Below are 15898 nucleotides of genomic sequence, written 5' to 3'. Positions count from 1 at the left end.
GCGCGGGGAGCGCCGGGGCCGTCTCGCGACAGGTACGTCAGCCGTTCGGCCGGTCGGGACCGCTCAGCGGTTCAGGCCGGTCGATCGGCCTGAACCGTTCAGCCGGTCAGGACCGCGCCGAAGTCCCTGTCCTCGTCGTACGGGCCGATGACCGCCAGGGTCATCGGGCGGTTGAGCACGTCCTCGGCGACCTCGGTGATCTGCTCCGGGGTCACCGCGTCGATCCTGGCGAGCAGGTCGTCGACCGGCAGGAGCTCGTCGAAGACCAGCTCGCCCTTGCCGATCCTGGACATCCGGGAACCGGTGTCCTCCAGGCCGAGGACGAGGCCGCCGCGCATCTGGCCCTTGCCGCGGACGAGCTCCTCCTCGGTGATGCCGTCGGCGAGCACCCGTCGCACCTCCTCGCGGCAGATCTTCAGCACTTCGTCGATCTTGGACGGCAGGCAGCCGACGTAGATGCCGAACTGGCCGGTGTCGGCCAGGGCGGAGGTGTAGGAGTAGGCCGAGTAGGCCAGGCCCCTCTTCTCCCTGATCTCCTGGAACAGGCGCGAGGACATGCCGCCGCCCAGGGCCGCGTTGAGCACGCCGAGCGCGAAACGGCGCTCGTCGGTGCGGGTCAGCGCGGTCGTGCCGAGGACCAGGTTGGCCTGCTCGGTCGCCCGGTGTACCACCCGCGTGCCCGAACGCGTCTCGACGCCCGGCCCGCCCACCCGGGGCGCCACCGGCGAGGCGTCCCCGCCCAGTGCCCCGGCCCGCTCGTAGGCGGCCGCGACCAGGGCGACGACCCGCTCGTGGTCGACGTTCCCGGCCACCGACACCACGGTGTGGGTCGGCAGGTAGTAGCGCCGGTAGTACTCGGCGATCCGGTCCCGGGTGACCGCGGTGATCGACTCCACGGTGCCGAGGATGGGCCTGCCGACGGGCGTGTCCCCGTACAGCTCGGCGGAGAACTGCTCGTGCACCACGTCCGAGGGGTCGTCGTCGTGCATGGCGATCTCCTCCAGGATCACGCCGCGCTCGGCCTCGACGTCCTCGGAGGCGATGATCGACGAGGTCACCACGTCGGCGAGCACGTCGATCGCCACCCGCAGGTCCTCGTCGAGGACCCGCGCGTAGTAGCAGGTGTACTCCTTGGCGGTGAAGGCGTTGATCTCACCGCCGATGCCCTCGATGGCCGCCGAGATCTCCAGGGCGTCCCTGGTGGGCGTGCCCTTGAACAGCAGGTGTTCGAGGAAGTGGGAGGACCCCATGTGCTGGGGGGACTCGTCTCTCGATCCGATGCCGACCCACATGCCGACCGCGACGGAACGCACGGTCGGCATGGACTCGGTCACCACCCGGAGCCCACCGGGGAGGACGGTGCGCTTCACGACCCCGGCGCCGTCCTTGCCGGGGTGCAGAGTGGTGGTGATCACGAGTTGCGGTCTTCCCCTCCGCCGCCGCCACGGTTGCCGCCGCCACCGCCACCGCCGCCGCTGCTGCGGGTACGGGTGCGGCGCGGCCGCTCCTCGCGGGGCCGGTCGTCACGCGAGCGCTCCTCGCGGGGCGGGCGGTCCTCGCCGGAGGCCTCGGCCGCGGGGGCCGCCGCCGGGGAGTCGTCGTCACCGGAGTCGTCGCCGGAGTCGGCACCGGCGCCGGCCGTCGCCTCCTTCTCGATGACCTCGACGGGCACCAGGGAGAGCTTGCCGCGCGAGTCGATCTCGGCGATCTCCACCTGGACCTTCTCGCCGACGTTCATGACGTCCTCGACGTTCTCGATGCGCTTGCCGCCGTGCAGCTTGCGGATCTGGGAGACGTGCAGCAGGCCGTCCTTGCCCGGCATGAGGGAGATGAACGCGCCGAAGGCCGCGATCTTGACGACCGTGCCCAGGTAGCGCTCGCCGACCTCGGGCATGTGCGGGTTGGCGATGGCGTTGATCGCCGACCTGGCCGCCTCGGCGGACGGGCCGTCGGTGGCACCGATGTAGATGGTGCCGTCGTCCTCCAGGGTGATCTCGGCGCCGGTGTCGTCCTGGATCTGGTTGATCATCTTGCCCTTCGGGCCGATGACCTCTCCGATCTTGTCCACCGGGATCTTGATCGTGATGATGCGCGGGGCCGTCGCGTTCATCTCCGCCGGGGAGTCGATGGCCTCCTGCATCACGTCGATGATCGCCAGACGGGCGCCCTTGGCCTGCTTCAGCGCGGCCGAGAGCACCGAGGCGGGGATGCCGTCCAGCTTGGTGTCGAGCTGGAGCGCGGTGATGACGTCCTTGGTGCCGGCGACCTTGAAGTCCATGTCGCCCATGGCGTCCTCGGCCCCGAGGATGTCGGTCAGCGTGACGTACTGGTCGCCCTCGTTGATCAGGCCCATCGCGATGCCCGCGACGATGCCCTTGAGCGGGACGCCCGCGTCCAGCAGCGACATCGTCGAGGCGCAGACCGAGCCCATGGAGGTCGAGCCGTTGGAGCTCAGCGCCTCGGAGACCTGGCGGATCGCGTACGGGAACTCCTCGCGCAGCGGCAGCACCGGCAGCAGCGCCCGCTCGGCGAGCGCGCCGTGGCCGATCTCGCGGCGCTTGGGCGAGCCCACCCGGCCGGTCTCGCCGGTGGAGTACGGCGGGAAGTTGTAGTTGTGCATGTAGCGCTTGGTGCGCTCGGGGTTGAGCGTGTCGATCATCTGCTCCATGCGGAGCATGTTGAGCGTGGTGATGCCCAGGATCTGGGTCTCGCCGCGCTCGAACAGGGCCGAGCCGTGCACCCGGGGGACCACGTGGACCTCGGCGCTGAGCTGCCGGATGTCCTTGACGCCGCGGCCGTCGATGCGGACGCCCTCGGAGATGACCCGCTCGCGCATGAGCTTCTTGGTCAGCGACCGGAACGCCGCGGCGAGCTCCTTCTCGCGGCCCTCGAAATCGGGGCCGGCCTTCTCCAGCACCAGCGCCCGGACGCGGTCGATCTCGGTCTCGCGCTCCTGCTTGCCGGCGATGGTCAGCGCGGCGGCGAGCTCGCTGCGCACCGCGCCGTTCACGGCCTCCAGGGCGTCGTCCTGGTAGTCGAGGAAGAGCGGGTACTCGGCGGTCTCCTTGGCGGCGACCTTGGCGATCTTGGCCTGCGCCTCGCAGAGCACCTTGATGAACGGCTTGGCCGCCTCCAGGCCCTGGGCCACGGTCTCCTCGGTGGGGGCCACCGCGCCCTCGGCGACGAGCTTGAGCGTGTCGCGGGTGGACTCGGCCTCGACCATCATGATCGCGACGTCGCCGTCCTCCAGGACGCGGCCCGCCACCACCATGTCGAAGGTGGCGCTTCCCAGCTCGGTGTTGGTCGGGAAGGCGACCCACTGGCCCTCGATCAGGGCGACGCGGACGCCGCCGATCGGGCCGGAGAACGGCAGCCCGGCGAGCTGGGTGGACAGCGACGCGGCGTTGATCGCCACGACGTCGTACAGGTGCTCGGGGTGGAGCGCCATGACGGTGGCGACCACCTGGATCTCGTTGCGCAGGCCCTTGACGAACGAGGGGCGCAGCGGCCGGTCGATCAGGCGGCAGGTGAGGACGGCGTCCTCGGAGGGACGGCCCTCACGCCGGAAGAACGAGCCGGGGATGCGGCCCGCGGCGTACATCCGCTCCTCGACGTCCACCGTGAGGGGGAAGAAGTCGAGGTTCTCGCGCGGGTTCTTGGACGCGCTGGTCGCGGACAGGACCATCGTGTCGTCGTCGAGGTAGACGACGGCGGCACCGGCCGCCTGGCGCGCGAGCCGCCCGGTCTCGAACCGGATGGTACGCGTGCCGAATGAGCCGTTGTCGATGACGGCTTCGCTGCTGTGGACACCCTCCACGGGGGACCTCCTTGGGATCGGTCGCCCGCGTCCGGCCAGACGCACGTGTCGCGCCTGGTTCGTCGTTTTGCCGGCTCCCCGTAGGTGCAGCGCCGGTCTTCGATCGAAGCGCCCGGTTCCGTATGGCTTCGCGCCATGATGACCGGGGGCCACTACCGAGGACCGGCCCTCCGACGCCGTGGGGCGCGCTTGCTTGCGGACGCGGGGCACTTTCTCGGCTGTTCAGTTTGCTCACCGGGCCGGCGTCTTCCCTGCGCGACGCGCCGACGAACGAACCCGATGAGAGGGGGGAGCGGCGTGAACGCCGCCCCCCCGTCAGGCTATCGGCGCAGGCCGAGCCGCTCGATGAGCGAACGGTAGCGCTGGATGTCCTTGCTCTGCAGGTACTTCAGCAGCCGACGGCGGCGGCCGACGAGCAGCAGCAGGCCGCGGCGGCTGTGGTGGTCGTGCTTGTGCACCTTCAGGTGCTCGGTGAGCTCGCTGATGCGCTTGCTCAGCAGAGCGATCTGCACCTCGGGGGAACCGGTGTCGGTCTCACCCTTGGCGTAGTCACCGATGATCTGCTTCTTTGCGGCGGTGTCGAGCGACACTTTTCTCCTTGAACCTCTGCGGGCACGCGCGATTTCCGGCTCCCCGAACGACCGTGCGTGCCTACAGTCGCCGTGGCGAGATCAGCGCCGGGGTGGCCATACCACCGGTCACAGAGCTGACATGCCAGGTTACCACCGGCTCCGACGCCCTCGCACATCCCGCGCCGGCCCGGTGGAAGTGACACGGGTGACGGAAGTGACGGGGACGGAAACCAGACCGGAGAGGGGGGATCGGGAGCGGGAACGGGGTGGGTCAGCCCGTCAGGCGACGGACCTTCTCGACGTCGGCGTGGATCTGCTCCACGAGGGCGTCGATCGAGTCGAACCTGGTGTTGCCGCGCAGCCTGGGGCCGAAGTCCACGGCCACGTGCGCGCCGTAGAGGTCCAGGTCGTCGCGGTCGAGCGCGTACGCCTCCACGGTCCGCGGCACGCCCTCGAAGGTCGGGTTGGTGCCCACGGAGATCGCCGCGGGCCAGCGCTCGCCGCCGTAGACGGCCGGCAGGTTGCCCGTCGAGACGCCCTGCAGCCAACCCGCGTAGACGCCGTCGGCCGGGATCGCGGTGAACTCCGGCGACTCCAGGTTGGCCGTGGGAAAGCCCAGTTGCCGGCCGCGCTGGTAGCCGCGGACGACCACGCCCTCGACCCGGTGCGGGCGGCCCAGCGTCTGGGTGACCGCCTCCATGTCACCGGCGGCGATCTGCTCGCGGATCCGCGTGGAGGAGATCGTCTCCCCGTCGCTGACCAGCGGGACCCCGTCGGCCACGAAGTCGTACTTCTCACCCAGGGTGCGCAGCGTCTCGATGTCGCCGGAGGCGTTGTGGCCGAAGCGGAAGTTCTCCCCCACCACGACCCCGGCCGCGTGCAGCCGGTCCACCAGCACGGTCTGGACGAACTCGTCCGGGGTCATCTGGGAGAACTCGAGCGTGAACGGCAGGACGCAGACCGCGTCCACGCCCAGCGCGGTCAGCAGCTCGGTGCGGTGCCTGGCCGTGGTGAGCCTCGGCGGGTGCGTGCCCGGCCGCACCACCTCCTCGGGGTGCGGGTCGAAGGTCACCACCACCGAGGGAAGCCCGCGATCGGCGGCCATCGCGACGGCACGGGCGACCATCTCCTGGTGCCCTCGGTGTACGCCGTCGAAGACGCCGATCGTGATGACGGACCTGCCCCAGTCTTCGGGCACGTCGTCCAATCCGTGCCAGCCTCGCACCGCAGCCTCTTCCCCTCGTAGCGGATCGACCCCTAAAGCGTGCCATGCTCGGGGGCCTTCCCCCCAATCGGGGAGGACTTTGGCCTCCCCGGGGGGCCGCCGGCCGGACCCGGTCACGGCACGGGCCCGATCACGGCACAAGACCGATCACGGCACGGACCGGGTCACCACACCGGCCCGGTCACGGCACGAAGACCGCCAGGGACCTGGAGACCCCGCCGCGTTCCTCCACCAGCGCCACGAGCGTGCCGTCCGGGCCGAAGACCCCGATCGGGCCCTCCCCCAGGCCCAGCGCGGGCAGCCGGCCGCCGTGCGCGACCGAGCCGGCCTCCTCGGCGGTCACGTCCCGGCGAGGAAAGGCCTCCGCGACCGCGTCGGCCATCGGCAGGATCACGCACTCGGCGGCGAGCCGCTCCAGGGTGTGGGCCGCGGGCAGGGCGTAGGGCCCCACCCGGGTACGGCGCAGCGCGGTCAGGTGCCCCCCGACCCCCAGGGCGTTCCCCAGGTCGCGGGCGAGCGCGCGGATGTAGGTGCCGCTGGAGCAGGTGACCGAGGCGTCGACGTCCAGCAGGTCGCCGTTCCGCCGGATCGCGGTGACCTCGAACTCCGGGACCGTCACCGGGCGGGCGGCGAGGGCGACCTCCTCCCCGGCCCTGGCCCGCTTGTAGGCCCGCTCGCCGTTCACCTTGATCGCGCTGACCTGCGGCGGGATCTGCATGATCGGGCCGGTCAGGGCGGCGACGCCCTCGCGGACGCCGGCCTCGGTGACGTGGGCCGCCGAGGCCGTGGCGACGGTCTCGCCCTCGGCGTCGTCGGTGTTGGTGGACTCGCCCAGCCGGATCGTGGCGTCGTAGCCCTTCTCGGTCAGGGCCAGGTGGCCGAGCAGCCGGGTGGCCTTCTCCACGCCGACCACCAGCACCCCGGTGGCCATCGGGTCCAGGGTGCCGGCGTGGCCGACCTTGCGGGTGCCGGCGATGCCGCGGAGCTTGGCCACGACGTCGTGGGAGGTCCAGCCCGCGGGCTTGTCGACGATGATCAGCCCGCTCGGCGGCGGGGTGCGCTTGGCGCGAGCCGTGCTCATGGGAATCCTTAGGAGGCGTGCCGGAAGACGTCTACAGCAGGGCCCGGAGGCGCGCGACCGTCTCCTCGACGGGCAGGTGGGAGGTGAAACCCGCGGCCTTGGCGTGCCCGCCGCCACCGAGCGCGGCGCAGACGCGCGAGACGTCCACCCCGCCCTTGGAGCGCATGGAGACCTGCCAGGCGCCGTCGTCGTCCTCCTTGAGGATCGCGGCGACGTCGGCGGCGTCGGTACGCCGGACCACGTCGATGATCCCCTCGAGTTCGTCGTACGACAGATCGTGCGCCGCGCGGTCGGCCCGGGTGACGAACGTCCAGACCAGGCCGCCGCCCACCTCGGGTTCCAGGCGGGCCCGGTCCAGGGCCGCGCCGAGCACCCCCAGGTAGCCGAACGGGGAACGGTCCCACACCTCGCGGGCGATCCGTTCGGGGTCGATGCCGGTGGCCAGCAGCCGGGCGGCCATGGCGTGCGCCTCGGGGGTGGTGGAGGAGTGCTTGAACGAGCCGGTGTCGGTGACGAGCCCGACGTACAGGCAGGTCGCGATCTCCGGGCGGACCGGCAGCCCGAGCCGGTGGATCAGTTCCTCGGCGAGCACGGCGGTGGCCGCGGCGCCGGGGTCGACCAGGTTGAGCGTGCCGAACCCGGTGTTGGACGGGTGGTGGTCCAGCACGATCAGCCGGCGCGCCTCGGCGGCGACGGCGGCCAGCGTGCCGAGGCGCTCGACGCTGGGGACGTCGAAGGTGATCATCACCTCGGGAGCGGCGGGGTAGCGCGCTGGGTCGGTCAGCAGGTCCTGGCCGGGCAGGAAGCGCAGCAGCCGGGGCACGCTGAAGCGCCGGTCGCCGAAGGAGGCGACGACCCGCTTGCCGGCGGCGCGCAGCGCGAGCCCGACGGCCAGCGTCGAGCCGAGCGCGTCGCCGTCGGGCGAGACGTGACAGGCCAGCGCGATCTCGTCGGCCGACGAGACGATCTCGACGGCCCGGTCCCAGTCGCGGCCGGGCACCGGGCCGTCCTGGCGCGGGTCGGGCGTCACGTGGCGGAGCGTCCCGCGCGCTCGGAGGGTTCGCCGGTCTCGCCGGAGACGCTCTCTGCGACGGCGCCGTCGGCGCCGTCGGTGCCGTTGACGCCGTCGTCCTCGGCGTCGTCGCCGTCCCTGTCCTCGGGCTTGCGGTAGGGGTCGGCGTCCCCGGCGTGCCGGGCGCCCTCGGCCCGCTTGGCGATCTCCACGTCCCTGGCCTTGGCCTCGGCGAGCAGATCCTCCAGGTGGCGGGCGTTGTCGGGGAGCGGGTCGTGGGTGAACGTCAGCGTCGGCGTGTGACGCAGGCCCGTCTGGCGGCCCACCTCCGAGCGGATGAGCCCCTTGGCGCTCTCCAGCGCCACGGCGGAGTCCGCCCGCTCGGCCTCGGAGCCGAAGACGGTGTAGAACACCGTGGCGTCGCTCAGGTCGTTGGTGATGCGCGTGTCCGTCACGGTCACGAACCCCAGCCTGGGGTCCTTGATCCGCCGCTCCAGCATCTCCGCCACGACCTGCTGGATCCGGTCGGCGATCTTACGCGCGCGTGCGGCGTCCATAGCTCCCCCCTTCTCACGGGGAAGGCCGGGGCGAAGGGAGGAACGCCCCCTTCGCGGACCGGCCGTCCCCGTATCTAGTCCTCGTCCTCGTTGTAGAGCCGGTGCCTGGCCGACAGCAGCTCGATCTCCGGGTGGAAGGCGATCAGCCGCTCGCAGTCGTCCAGGACGGCACCGGCGTTGGCCGCGGTCGCCGAGACGACCGCGATCCCGATCTCGGTGCGGCGGTGCAGGTCGAGATGTCCGGTCTCGGCGACGGCCACACCCGGGAACCGCCGCTGCACCTCGGCGACGATGGGACGCACCACCGAGCGCTTCTGCTTCAGCGAGTGGACGTCGCCGAGCAGGATGTCCAATGTCAGAGCACCTACGTACATGGTCGTTCACCGCCACGATCGCCGTCGTGCCGCCGGGGACGGGGGCCGCCCGCCGGTCGCGCACCCGTCTCGGGTACGCGACCGGCCGGGCGGCTCCCCCGCCTGCCGATGGCATCAGGCGCGCGGCTTCTCCCGCATCTCGAAGGTCTCGATGACGTCATCGATCTTGATGTCGCTGTAGCCGACACCGATACCGCACTCGAACCCTTCGCGGACCTCGGTCGCGTCGTCCTTGAAACGGCGCAGCGAGGAGACGGTGAGGTTGTCGGAGATGACGACCCCGCCGCGGATGATCCGGGCCTTGCTGTTGCGGACGATCGTGCCCGAGCGGACCAGCGCACCGGCGATGTTGCCGATCTTCGGCACCTTGAAGACCTCGCGGACCTCGGCGGTGCCCATCTGGACCTCTTCGAACTCCGGCTTGAGCATGCCCTTCAGGGCCGCCTCGATCTCCTCGATCGCCTGGTAGATGACCGAGTAGTACCGGATGTCGACGCCCTCGCGCTCGGCCAGGTCGCGCGCCCTGACCTCGGGGCGCACGTTGAAGCCGATGATGACGGCGTTGTCGTCGGCGACCGCCAGGTTGACGTCGTACTCGGTGATCGCACCGACGGCGCGGTGGAGCACCCGCAGGCGCACCTCGTCGCCGACGTCGATCTTGAGCAGCGCGTCCTCCAGGGCCTCGACGGAACCGGAGACGTCACCCTTGATGATGAGCTTGAGCTCGTCGATCTGGCCCTTCTCCATCTCGCTGAAGAGCTCTTCGAGGGTGCGGCGGCGGCCGGAGCGGGCCATGTCCGCGATGCGCTTGCGCGCGGCGCGCTGCTGGGCGATCTGGCGCGCCATGCGGTCGTCGGTGACGACGATGAAGTTGTCACCGGCTCCCGGCACCGCGGTCAGGCCCAGCACCATCACCGGACGGGACGGGTCGGCCTCCAGGATCGCCTCGCCCTTGTCGTCGAGCATCGCCCGGACGCGGCCGAAGGCCTCGCCACAGACGATCGAGTCGCCGACGCGGAGCGTGCCGCGCTGGACCAGGACGGTCGCGACGGGGCCGCGGCCCTTGTCCAGGTGCGCCTCGATGGCGACGCCCTGGGCGTCCATCGTGGCGTTGGCCCGGAGGTCGAGCTCGGCGTCCGCGGTGAGCAGGATGGCCTCGAGCAGGTTCTCGATGCCGGTCCCGTTCTTGGCGGAGATGTCGACGAACATCGTGGTGCCGCCGTACTCCTCGGCGACGAGGCCGTACTCGGTGAGCTGGGCGCGGACCTTGCTCGGGTCGGCACCCTCCTTGTCCACCTTGTTGACCGCGACGACGATCGGCACGTCGGCCGCCTGGGCGTGGTTGAGCGCCTCGATGGTCTGAGGCTTCACGCCGTCGTCGGCCGCGACGACCAGGACCGCGATGTCGGTCACCTTGGCACCACGGGCACGCATGGCGGTGAACGCCTCGTGACCCGGGGTGTCGATGAAGGTGATCTTGCGGTCCTCACCCTCGTGCTCGGTGCCGATCTGGTAGGCGCCGATGTGCTGGGTGATGCCTCCGGCCTCCCGCGCCACCTCGTTGGTGTTGCGGATGGCGTCGAGCAGCTTGGTCTTACCGTGGTCGACGTGACCCATGACGGTCACCACCGGCGGGCGCGCGACCAGGTCGGACTCGTCGCCCTCGTCCTCGCCGAACTCGATGTCGAAGGTCTCCAGCAGCTCGCGGTCCTCCTCCTCGGGGCTGACCACGAGGAGGTTGTAGTCGAGCTCGGCGGCGAGGAGCTGGAGGGTCTCCTCGTTGACCGACTGCGTGGCGGTCACCATCTCGCCCAGGTGCAGCATGATCTGCACGAGGGAGGCCGGGATCGCGCCGATCTTGTCGGCGAAGTCCGACAGCGAGGCGCCGCGCGACAGGCGGATCGTCTGCCCGTTGCCGCGGGGAGCCTGCACGCCGCCGATCGCCGGGGCCTGCATGTTGTCGAACTCCTGGCGCCTCTGGCGCTTGGACTTGCGACCGCGGGTCGGACGTCCTCCCGGACGGCCGAACGCTCCCGCGGTGCCTCCACCGCGGCCACGGCCACCGCCACCGGGACGACCGGCGAAACCGCCGCCGCCACCACCGGGACCACCGGTTCCGGTGCCGGGACGGCCTGCGCCGCCACCGCCGCCCGGGCGGCCGGCGAAACCGCCGCCACCGCCACCGGGACGACCGCCACCGCCGCCGGGACGGCCTGCGCCGCCACCGGGACGACCGGCACCCGCACCGCCGCCGGGACGACCGGCGCCGCCACCGCCGCCGGGACCGGCGGGCCGGCCCTGGGGCATCATCATCGGGCTGGGACGCGGCCCACCCGGACGCGGACCACCGGGACCACCGGCGCCGCCACCCGGACGCGGACCACCGGCGCCGGGACCCGGACGCGGGCCACCGGTCCCGGGCGGGCCGGAACGGGCGCCGGGCGGACGGGGACCGGCGTTGTCGCGGTCCTGACGAGGACCGCGGTCCTCGCGGGGACCGGGACGCGGGCCCCTGTCGCCGGGGCCGCCGTCACGGCCGGGGCCGCCGGGGCCGCCCGGGCCGCCGGGACCGCCGGGACGCGGCGGACGGGCCTGGCCCATGCCGCTGGCGTTGGACGAGAACGGGTTGTTGCCCGGACGCGGGCCACGCGGACCCGGACGCGGACCCGGCTTGGGACCGGGACCCGCACCGGGGGCGCCGGCACCGGGCCTGGGACCCGAGGGAGCCCCACCGGGACCACCGGCGGGACGGCCGCCCTCGGGACGCGCCTCGGGGCGCGGTGCCGGACCGGGTCGCGGAGCCGGCCGCGGACCCGGCTTGGGACCGGGGCCGGAGGCCGCCGGACGGCCGGGCTCGGCGCGGGGCGCCTCGAAGCGGGGCGCCTGCACCTGGGGCGGCTGCTGACGCGGCGGCGCGGGCGGAGCCGGAGGCTGCTGGGCCTCGGGAACCACCGGCGGCGCCTGCTGCGGCGCGGGCGCCGCGGGACGGGCCGGCGCCGGACCAGGACGGGGACCCGGCCTGGGGGCCGGTCCCGGCCTGGGGGTCGATGTCGACGCCGAAGGGGCGCCGTTGGACTGGCCGTCACCCGGCCGAGGGGCCGCCTGAGGCGGCCTGGGGCCTCTGCCCCTGTCGGACGATCCCTTGCTGGGACCGCCCAGAGCTTCCGTGAGCCTGCGGACCACCGGTGCTTCGATGGTCGAGGACGCCGAACGCACGAACTCGCCCATCTCCTGGAGCTTGGCCATGACGACCTTGCTCTCCACACCGAACTCCTTGGCGAGCTCGTATACCCGGACCTTCGCCACTGCACTCCCTTGTCTCGGCCCGGGAGGCGGTGCCGCCGGACCGTCGTTACGTTGACGTACTCATCGCCGCATGCTCATCAGGCGCTCATAGCTATCTGACCAGCCCATCAAATCGGCGTTCTACATGACAGTCGGTGACCATTTCACCCGATCCTTTCAGCCCGCTTGCCCTTCCAGGTGGCCGCGCAGTCGCGACAGGTCGAGCGGGACCGCGACGCGAAACGCGCGCGGAAACGCTCGGCGACGCTCTGCGAGTTCGAGACAGCTCAGGGTGGGATGCAGTGAAGCACCACGCCCCTGGAGCCGTCGTCGCAGGTCAGGGACGATAACGCCCTCAACCACCACCAGGCGGAGCAGCTCGGAGGAAACCGTGCGAACCCGGCACCCCACACACATTCTCAGCGGGGCAGCCTGGCCACCATATTCCAGCTTACCGTGTGGACGCATCTGCGGAACCGGCCGCGTCCCCCGGCTGGGTGTCGGGACGGATGTCGATGCGCCAGCCGGTGAGGCGGGCGGCCAGCCGGGCGTTCTGCCCCTCCTTGCCGATGGCCAGGGAGAGCTGGTAGTCCGGCACGGTCACGCGCGCGGCGCGGCCGTCGAAGTCGATCACCTCTACATGGGAAACGCGCGCCGGAGAAAGCGCATTCCCTACGAATTCGGCTGGATCGTCCGACCAGTCGATGATGTCGATCTTCTCGCCGTGCAACTCCGTCATCACGTTCCGCACCCGCGAGCCCATCGGGCCGATGCAGGCGCCCTTGGCGTTCACCCCGGGCCTGCGCGAGCGGACCGCGAGCTTGGTGCGGTGCCCGGCCTCGCGCGCCACGGCGGCGATCTCCACGGTGCCGTCGGCGATCTCGGGCACCTCCAGCGCGAAGAGCTTCTTCACCAGGCCCGGGTGGGTGCGCGACAGGGTGACCGAGGGGCCCTTGTGGCCCTTCTTGACCTGCACCACGTAGCAGCGCAGCCGGTCGCCGTGCACGTACTCCTCGCCCGGGACCTGCTCGCTGTGCGGGAGCACGGCCTCGATCTTGCCCAGGTCGACCAGGACCACCCTGGGGTCCTTGCCCTGCTGGATGACCCCGGCCACCAGCTCGCCCTCGCGGCTGGCGAACTCACCGAAGTTGATCTCGTCCTCGGCGTCACGCAGCTGCTGCAGGATGACCTGCTTGGCGGTGGTCGCGGCGATGCGGCTGAAGTTGCCCGGGGTGTCGTCGAACTCCCTGAGCACCTCCCCGCTCTCGTCGTCGAGCTCGGCGGCGAAGATGGTCACGTGCCCGGACTTGCGGTCGAGCTCGGCCCGCGCCTTGGCGGCCGCGCCCTCGCTCCGGAAATATGCGATCAGCAGCGCGTCCTCGATCGCCTTGACGACCAGGTCGAAGGAGATGTCCTTCTCCCGCTCCAGGCTGCGCAGGACGCTCATGTCGATGTCCACGAGGCTCCCCCTTAGCCTTCGTCGCCGTCTTCGCCGTCGTCTTCGGCGTCGTCGAGCCGGCGGAATTCCACCTGAACCCGTCCTCGGGTCAGGTCCTCATAGTCGATGCGGCGCGGCGCGCCGCCGACGTCCAGCTCCACGCCGGTCTCGTCGGTGGCGACGATCCGGCCCTCCACCACGGTGCCGTCCCGAAGGTCGGCCTTGACCAGCCTCCTCACCGCGCGGCGCCAGTGGCGCGGCTCGGTGAGCGGGCGGTCGACTCCCGGGGAGGAGACCTCCAGCACGTACGGGGTCGCTCCCATCGCGTCGTCGGCGTCCAGCGCCGCGGAGACCGCGAGGCTGACCTCCGCGACGTCGTCGAGGCTGACGCCTCCGTCACGGTCGACGACGACACGCAGCAGCCGCCGCTTGCCCGCCGGGGTGACCGTGACGTCCTCCAGGTCGAGCCCCTCGGCCTCGGCCACGGGTTGCAGAAGCTTCATCAGGCGGTCGCGGGATGTGGCGCTGCCCATGCCGACCTCCCATTGTCACGATCTCAGCCGGGCGGACCTCGCCCATGCGATTAACCAGCCTATCCACACCAGGCCGCAGAAACGGCGCCACTCGGTGTGGCGGAGCCGCCCGAGAAGCGAGGTGAGTGCCATTATTCCAATCTCTCGGCTGCCCGTACGATGCTAGATGCGTCAGCTGCCGACAGAGAACCGGAGGTCGTCCGTGCGTTCCGTCTCCCGGCGCGTCCTGCTGCGGGGCGGCGCCCTCGGGGTGGCCGTCGCGGCGACGGCGGGGTGCGCGACCGGGAAACCGGCGCCGCCCGCGGCCGAGAGGGCGGTGCCGCCCGACCCCGAGACCGTGCTGCTGGGGGAGCTGATCGCGGACAAGGAGAGGGTCGTGGCGCTGTACGCCTCGGCGACCTCGGAGCGGCTGACGCCGTTCAGGAGGCGGCACGAGGCCCACCTGGCCGAGCTCCGCCGCCGCCTGCCGCCCGCCGCCGCGACCGGATCGGCCGGCTCCTCCCCCGCCACCGGGCCGTCCGCGACGCCGTCCGGCGCTTCCTCGCCCACGGGCGACGCGGCCCGGCCCCAAGGACCCTCGCTGCGATCCCTGCGTGAGCTGGAGCGCAGGGCCGCGGCCCTGCGCGTCCGCCAGGTCGAGAGGGCCTCGCCTCCCCTGGCGCAGCTCATCGCCTCCATCGGCGCCTGCGAGGCGGCGCACGCCCTGGCCCTGCCGAGGTCGTCGTGAGGACCAGGGAGGTCGCCGCGGGCCGGCGGGACGAGCGGGGGCTGGACGTCGCGCTGGCGGCCGAGTACGCCGCCGTGTACGCCTACGGGGTCATCGCGGCCAGGACCACGGGCGGCCTGCGCGCCACGACGACGGCGGCCTACAACGCCCACCGTGCCCGCCGGGACCGGCTCCGCGCCATGATCGTCGCCGCCGGGGGCAGGCCCGTCGAGCCGGAGGCGGCCTACGAGCTCCCGGTCACGCCCTCCACGGCGGCCCAGGCGGTGGAGCTGGCCGTGCTGGTCGAGCGGGGGGTGACCGGCGCCTACCTGGAGCTGGCGGCCTCCCCCGACACCGCCGTGCGCACGATGGCGGCGCTGGCCGTGCAGGAGTGCGTCACCCGCTCCTACGGCCTGCGCCCGGAGATCGAGACGTTCCCCGGCATGCCGCACGGGCCGGGGTCGGCGCCCCCGACGGGCGGCGCCACGCCCGGCACCTCCCCCGGCGCCCCGTCCGGCGGCTCGTCCGGCGCCACCCCGGCCGTCACGCCCTCCGCCACGCCCTCCGTCACGCCGGCCGCCTCTCCCTGATCGGGGATCTTTCCGGATGTCCGGAACATCCGGTGGACGAAAGAACGCGCTGGTCAGCGCGGAGACGGGGCGGGTGCCGGGCCGGTACGCGTTCGGAGAGGCGCTCGGAAACGCCTCCGGTCACGTTTGGTCCGCGAATACCGGGTAGCTCAATTGTCGCGAACACGCCAAGGAGGAAGCAATGGGCTGGGGATATCGTAAATCCATGAAGTTCGGTCCGTTCCGTCTTAACCTTTCGCGGAGTGGAGTGGGACACAGCGTCGGAGGCCGTGGTTTCAGGGTCACCAAGACGGCCGACGGACGACGCACGCTGACCGTCAACCTGCCCGGTGGCTTCCACTGGCGTAAGACGCTGAGCAGCAGCTCCAAGCGCTGATCGGCCCGCCCGGGAACCCGGGGGGAACGCGGGTCGTTCTCCTTACAGGTCACGAGATCGAGGGGGAACAATGGGCTGGGGATACAGGAAGTCGATCAAAGTCGGTCCCTTCCGGATCGACCTGTCCCCGCGAGGGGTGGGGCAGAGTTTCGGCAACCGGAGATTCCACGTCACGAGAACCCCGGACGGTCGCAAGTACGTGACCGTCAACCTGCCGGGCGGATTCCACGTGGGCAAGGCGATCGGCCGCCGCTCGCGTTATCACCACCATTACTGACGGGCCCGAGAACACCGCTCGCGGCCCGGCAGGACGAACACGAGGAGAGCGGCCC

General features: G+C 71.8%; 16 protein-coding genes. 4 read left to right on the top strand and 12 right to left on the bottom strand.

Features of this window, described 5'->3' with window-relative positions:
* Positions 1–98 precede the first annotated feature (98 nt).
* From AB0G16_RS14610 to rimP, 12 genes are all read right to left on the bottom strand, one after another.
* Positions 99–1412, bottom strand: a complete 1314-nt coding sequence (locus AB0G16_RS14610; RefSeq protein WP_362804270.1) for a pitrilysin family protein — start codon at positions 1410–1412, stop codon at positions 99–101.
* Entirely contained in the window at positions 1412–3817 is a 2406-nt protein-coding gene (locus tag AB0G16_RS14605; RefSeq protein WP_362804182.1) for a polyribonucleotide nucleotidyltransferase, read from the bottom strand. Before AB0G16_RS14605 ends, AB0G16_RS14610 begins: the two co-directional genes overlap by 1 nt.
* A gap of 320 nt (positions 3818–4137) precedes the next feature.
* Positions 4138–4407 (bottom strand): 30S ribosomal protein S15, encoded by a 270-nt coding sequence (gene rpsO / locus AB0G16_RS14600; RefSeq protein ID WP_344905268.1) that lies wholly within the window; start codon positions 4405–4407, stop codon positions 4138–4140.
* A 253-nt stretch (positions 4408–4660) separates the two neighbouring features.
* A complete protein-coding gene (locus AB0G16_RS14595) occupies positions 4661–5614 on the bottom strand; it encodes a bifunctional riboflavin kinase/FAD synthetase (RefSeq protein ID WP_362804178.1) in 954 nt (317 codons plus the stop codon).
* A gap of 181 nt (positions 5615–5795) precedes the next feature.
* Positions 5796–6695, bottom strand: a complete 900-nt coding sequence (truB, locus tag AB0G16_RS14590; protein WP_362804175.1) for a tRNA pseudouridine(55) synthase TruB — start codon at positions 6693–6695, stop codon at positions 5796–5798.
* Between the two features lie 31 nt (positions 6696–6726).
* Complete coding sequence (locus AB0G16_RS14585; protein ID WP_362804172.1) at positions 6727–7725, bottom strand: bifunctional oligoribonuclease/PAP phosphatase NrnA; 999 nt, start codon at positions 7723–7725, stop codon at positions 6727–6729.
* Positions 7722–8264: a 30S ribosome-binding factor RbfA gene (gene rbfA, locus AB0G16_RS14580; RefSeq protein ID WP_362804170.1), complete on the bottom strand. Its 543-nt coding sequence runs from the start codon at positions 8262–8264 to the stop codon at positions 7722–7724. The genes AB0G16_RS14585 and rbfA overlap by 4 nt, the downstream gene beginning before the upstream one ends.
* 74 nt (positions 8265–8338) lie before the next feature.
* A complete protein-coding gene (locus tag AB0G16_RS14575; RefSeq protein ID WP_362804167.1) occupies positions 8339–8638 on the bottom strand; it encodes a DUF503 domain-containing protein in 300 nt (99 codons plus the stop codon).
* Positions 8639–8752: 114 nt separating this feature from the next.
* Complete coding sequence (gene infB, locus AB0G16_RS14570; protein ID WP_362804165.1) at positions 8753–11944, bottom strand: translation initiation factor IF-2; 3192 nt, start codon at positions 11942–11944, stop codon at positions 8753–8755.
* A 156-nt stretch (positions 11945–12100) separates the two neighbouring features.
* A complete protein-coding gene (locus AB0G16_RS14565) occupies positions 12101–12340 on the bottom strand; it encodes a YlxR family protein (protein WP_362804267.1) in 240 nt (79 codons plus the stop codon).
* 34 nt (positions 12341–12374) lie between these two features.
* Positions 12375–13382 carry a transcription termination factor NusA gene (gene nusA, locus AB0G16_RS14560; protein ID WP_362804162.1) on the bottom strand — a complete coding sequence of 336 codons (1008 nt, stop codon included), beginning with the start codon at positions 13380–13382 and terminating at the stop codon, positions 12375–12377.
* 11 nt (positions 13383–13393) lie between these two features.
* Complete coding sequence (rimP, locus tag AB0G16_RS14555; RefSeq protein WP_362804159.1) at positions 13394–13894, bottom strand: ribosome maturation factor RimP; 501 nt, start codon at positions 13892–13894, stop codon at positions 13394–13396.
* A 202-nt stretch (positions 13895–14096) separates the two neighbouring features.
* Here rimP and AB0G16_RS14550 point away from each other — a divergent pair, with 202 nt between their 5' ends.
* The 4 genes from AB0G16_RS14550 (at position 14097) to AB0G16_RS14535 (ending at position 15843) form a co-directional block, all read left to right on the top strand.
* Complete coding sequence (locus AB0G16_RS14550; RefSeq protein WP_362804156.1) at positions 14097–14621, top strand: hypothetical protein; 525 nt, start codon at positions 14097–14099, stop codon at positions 14619–14621.
* On the top strand, positions 14618–15190 hold the full coding sequence (locus AB0G16_RS14545) for a ferritin-like domain-containing protein (protein ID WP_362804154.1): 573 nt from the start codon (positions 14618–14620) through the stop codon (positions 15188–15190). The genes AB0G16_RS14550 and AB0G16_RS14545 overlap by 4 nt, the downstream gene beginning before the upstream one ends.
* 181 nt (positions 15191–15371) lie before the next feature.
* Positions 15372–15566 (top strand): DUF4236 domain-containing protein, encoded by a 195-nt coding sequence (locus AB0G16_RS14540; protein ID WP_362804151.1) that lies wholly within the window; start codon positions 15372–15374, stop codon positions 15564–15566.
* 70 nt (positions 15567–15636) lie between these two features.
* Entirely contained in the window at positions 15637–15843 is a 207-nt protein-coding gene (locus tag AB0G16_RS14535; protein ID WP_362804148.1) for a DUF4236 domain-containing protein, read from the top strand.
* Positions 15844–15898: the final 55 nt, after the last annotated feature.

This window comes from Streptosporangium sp. NPDC023615, from assembly GCF_040640155.1.
In the GTDB taxonomy this organism is placed as follows: Bacteria; Actinomycetota; Actinomycetes; order Streptosporangiales; family Streptosporangiaceae; genus Streptosporangium.
The sequence above is the reverse complement of the archived record's forward strand: the minus strand, read 5'-3'. Positions and strand labels throughout refer to the sequence as shown.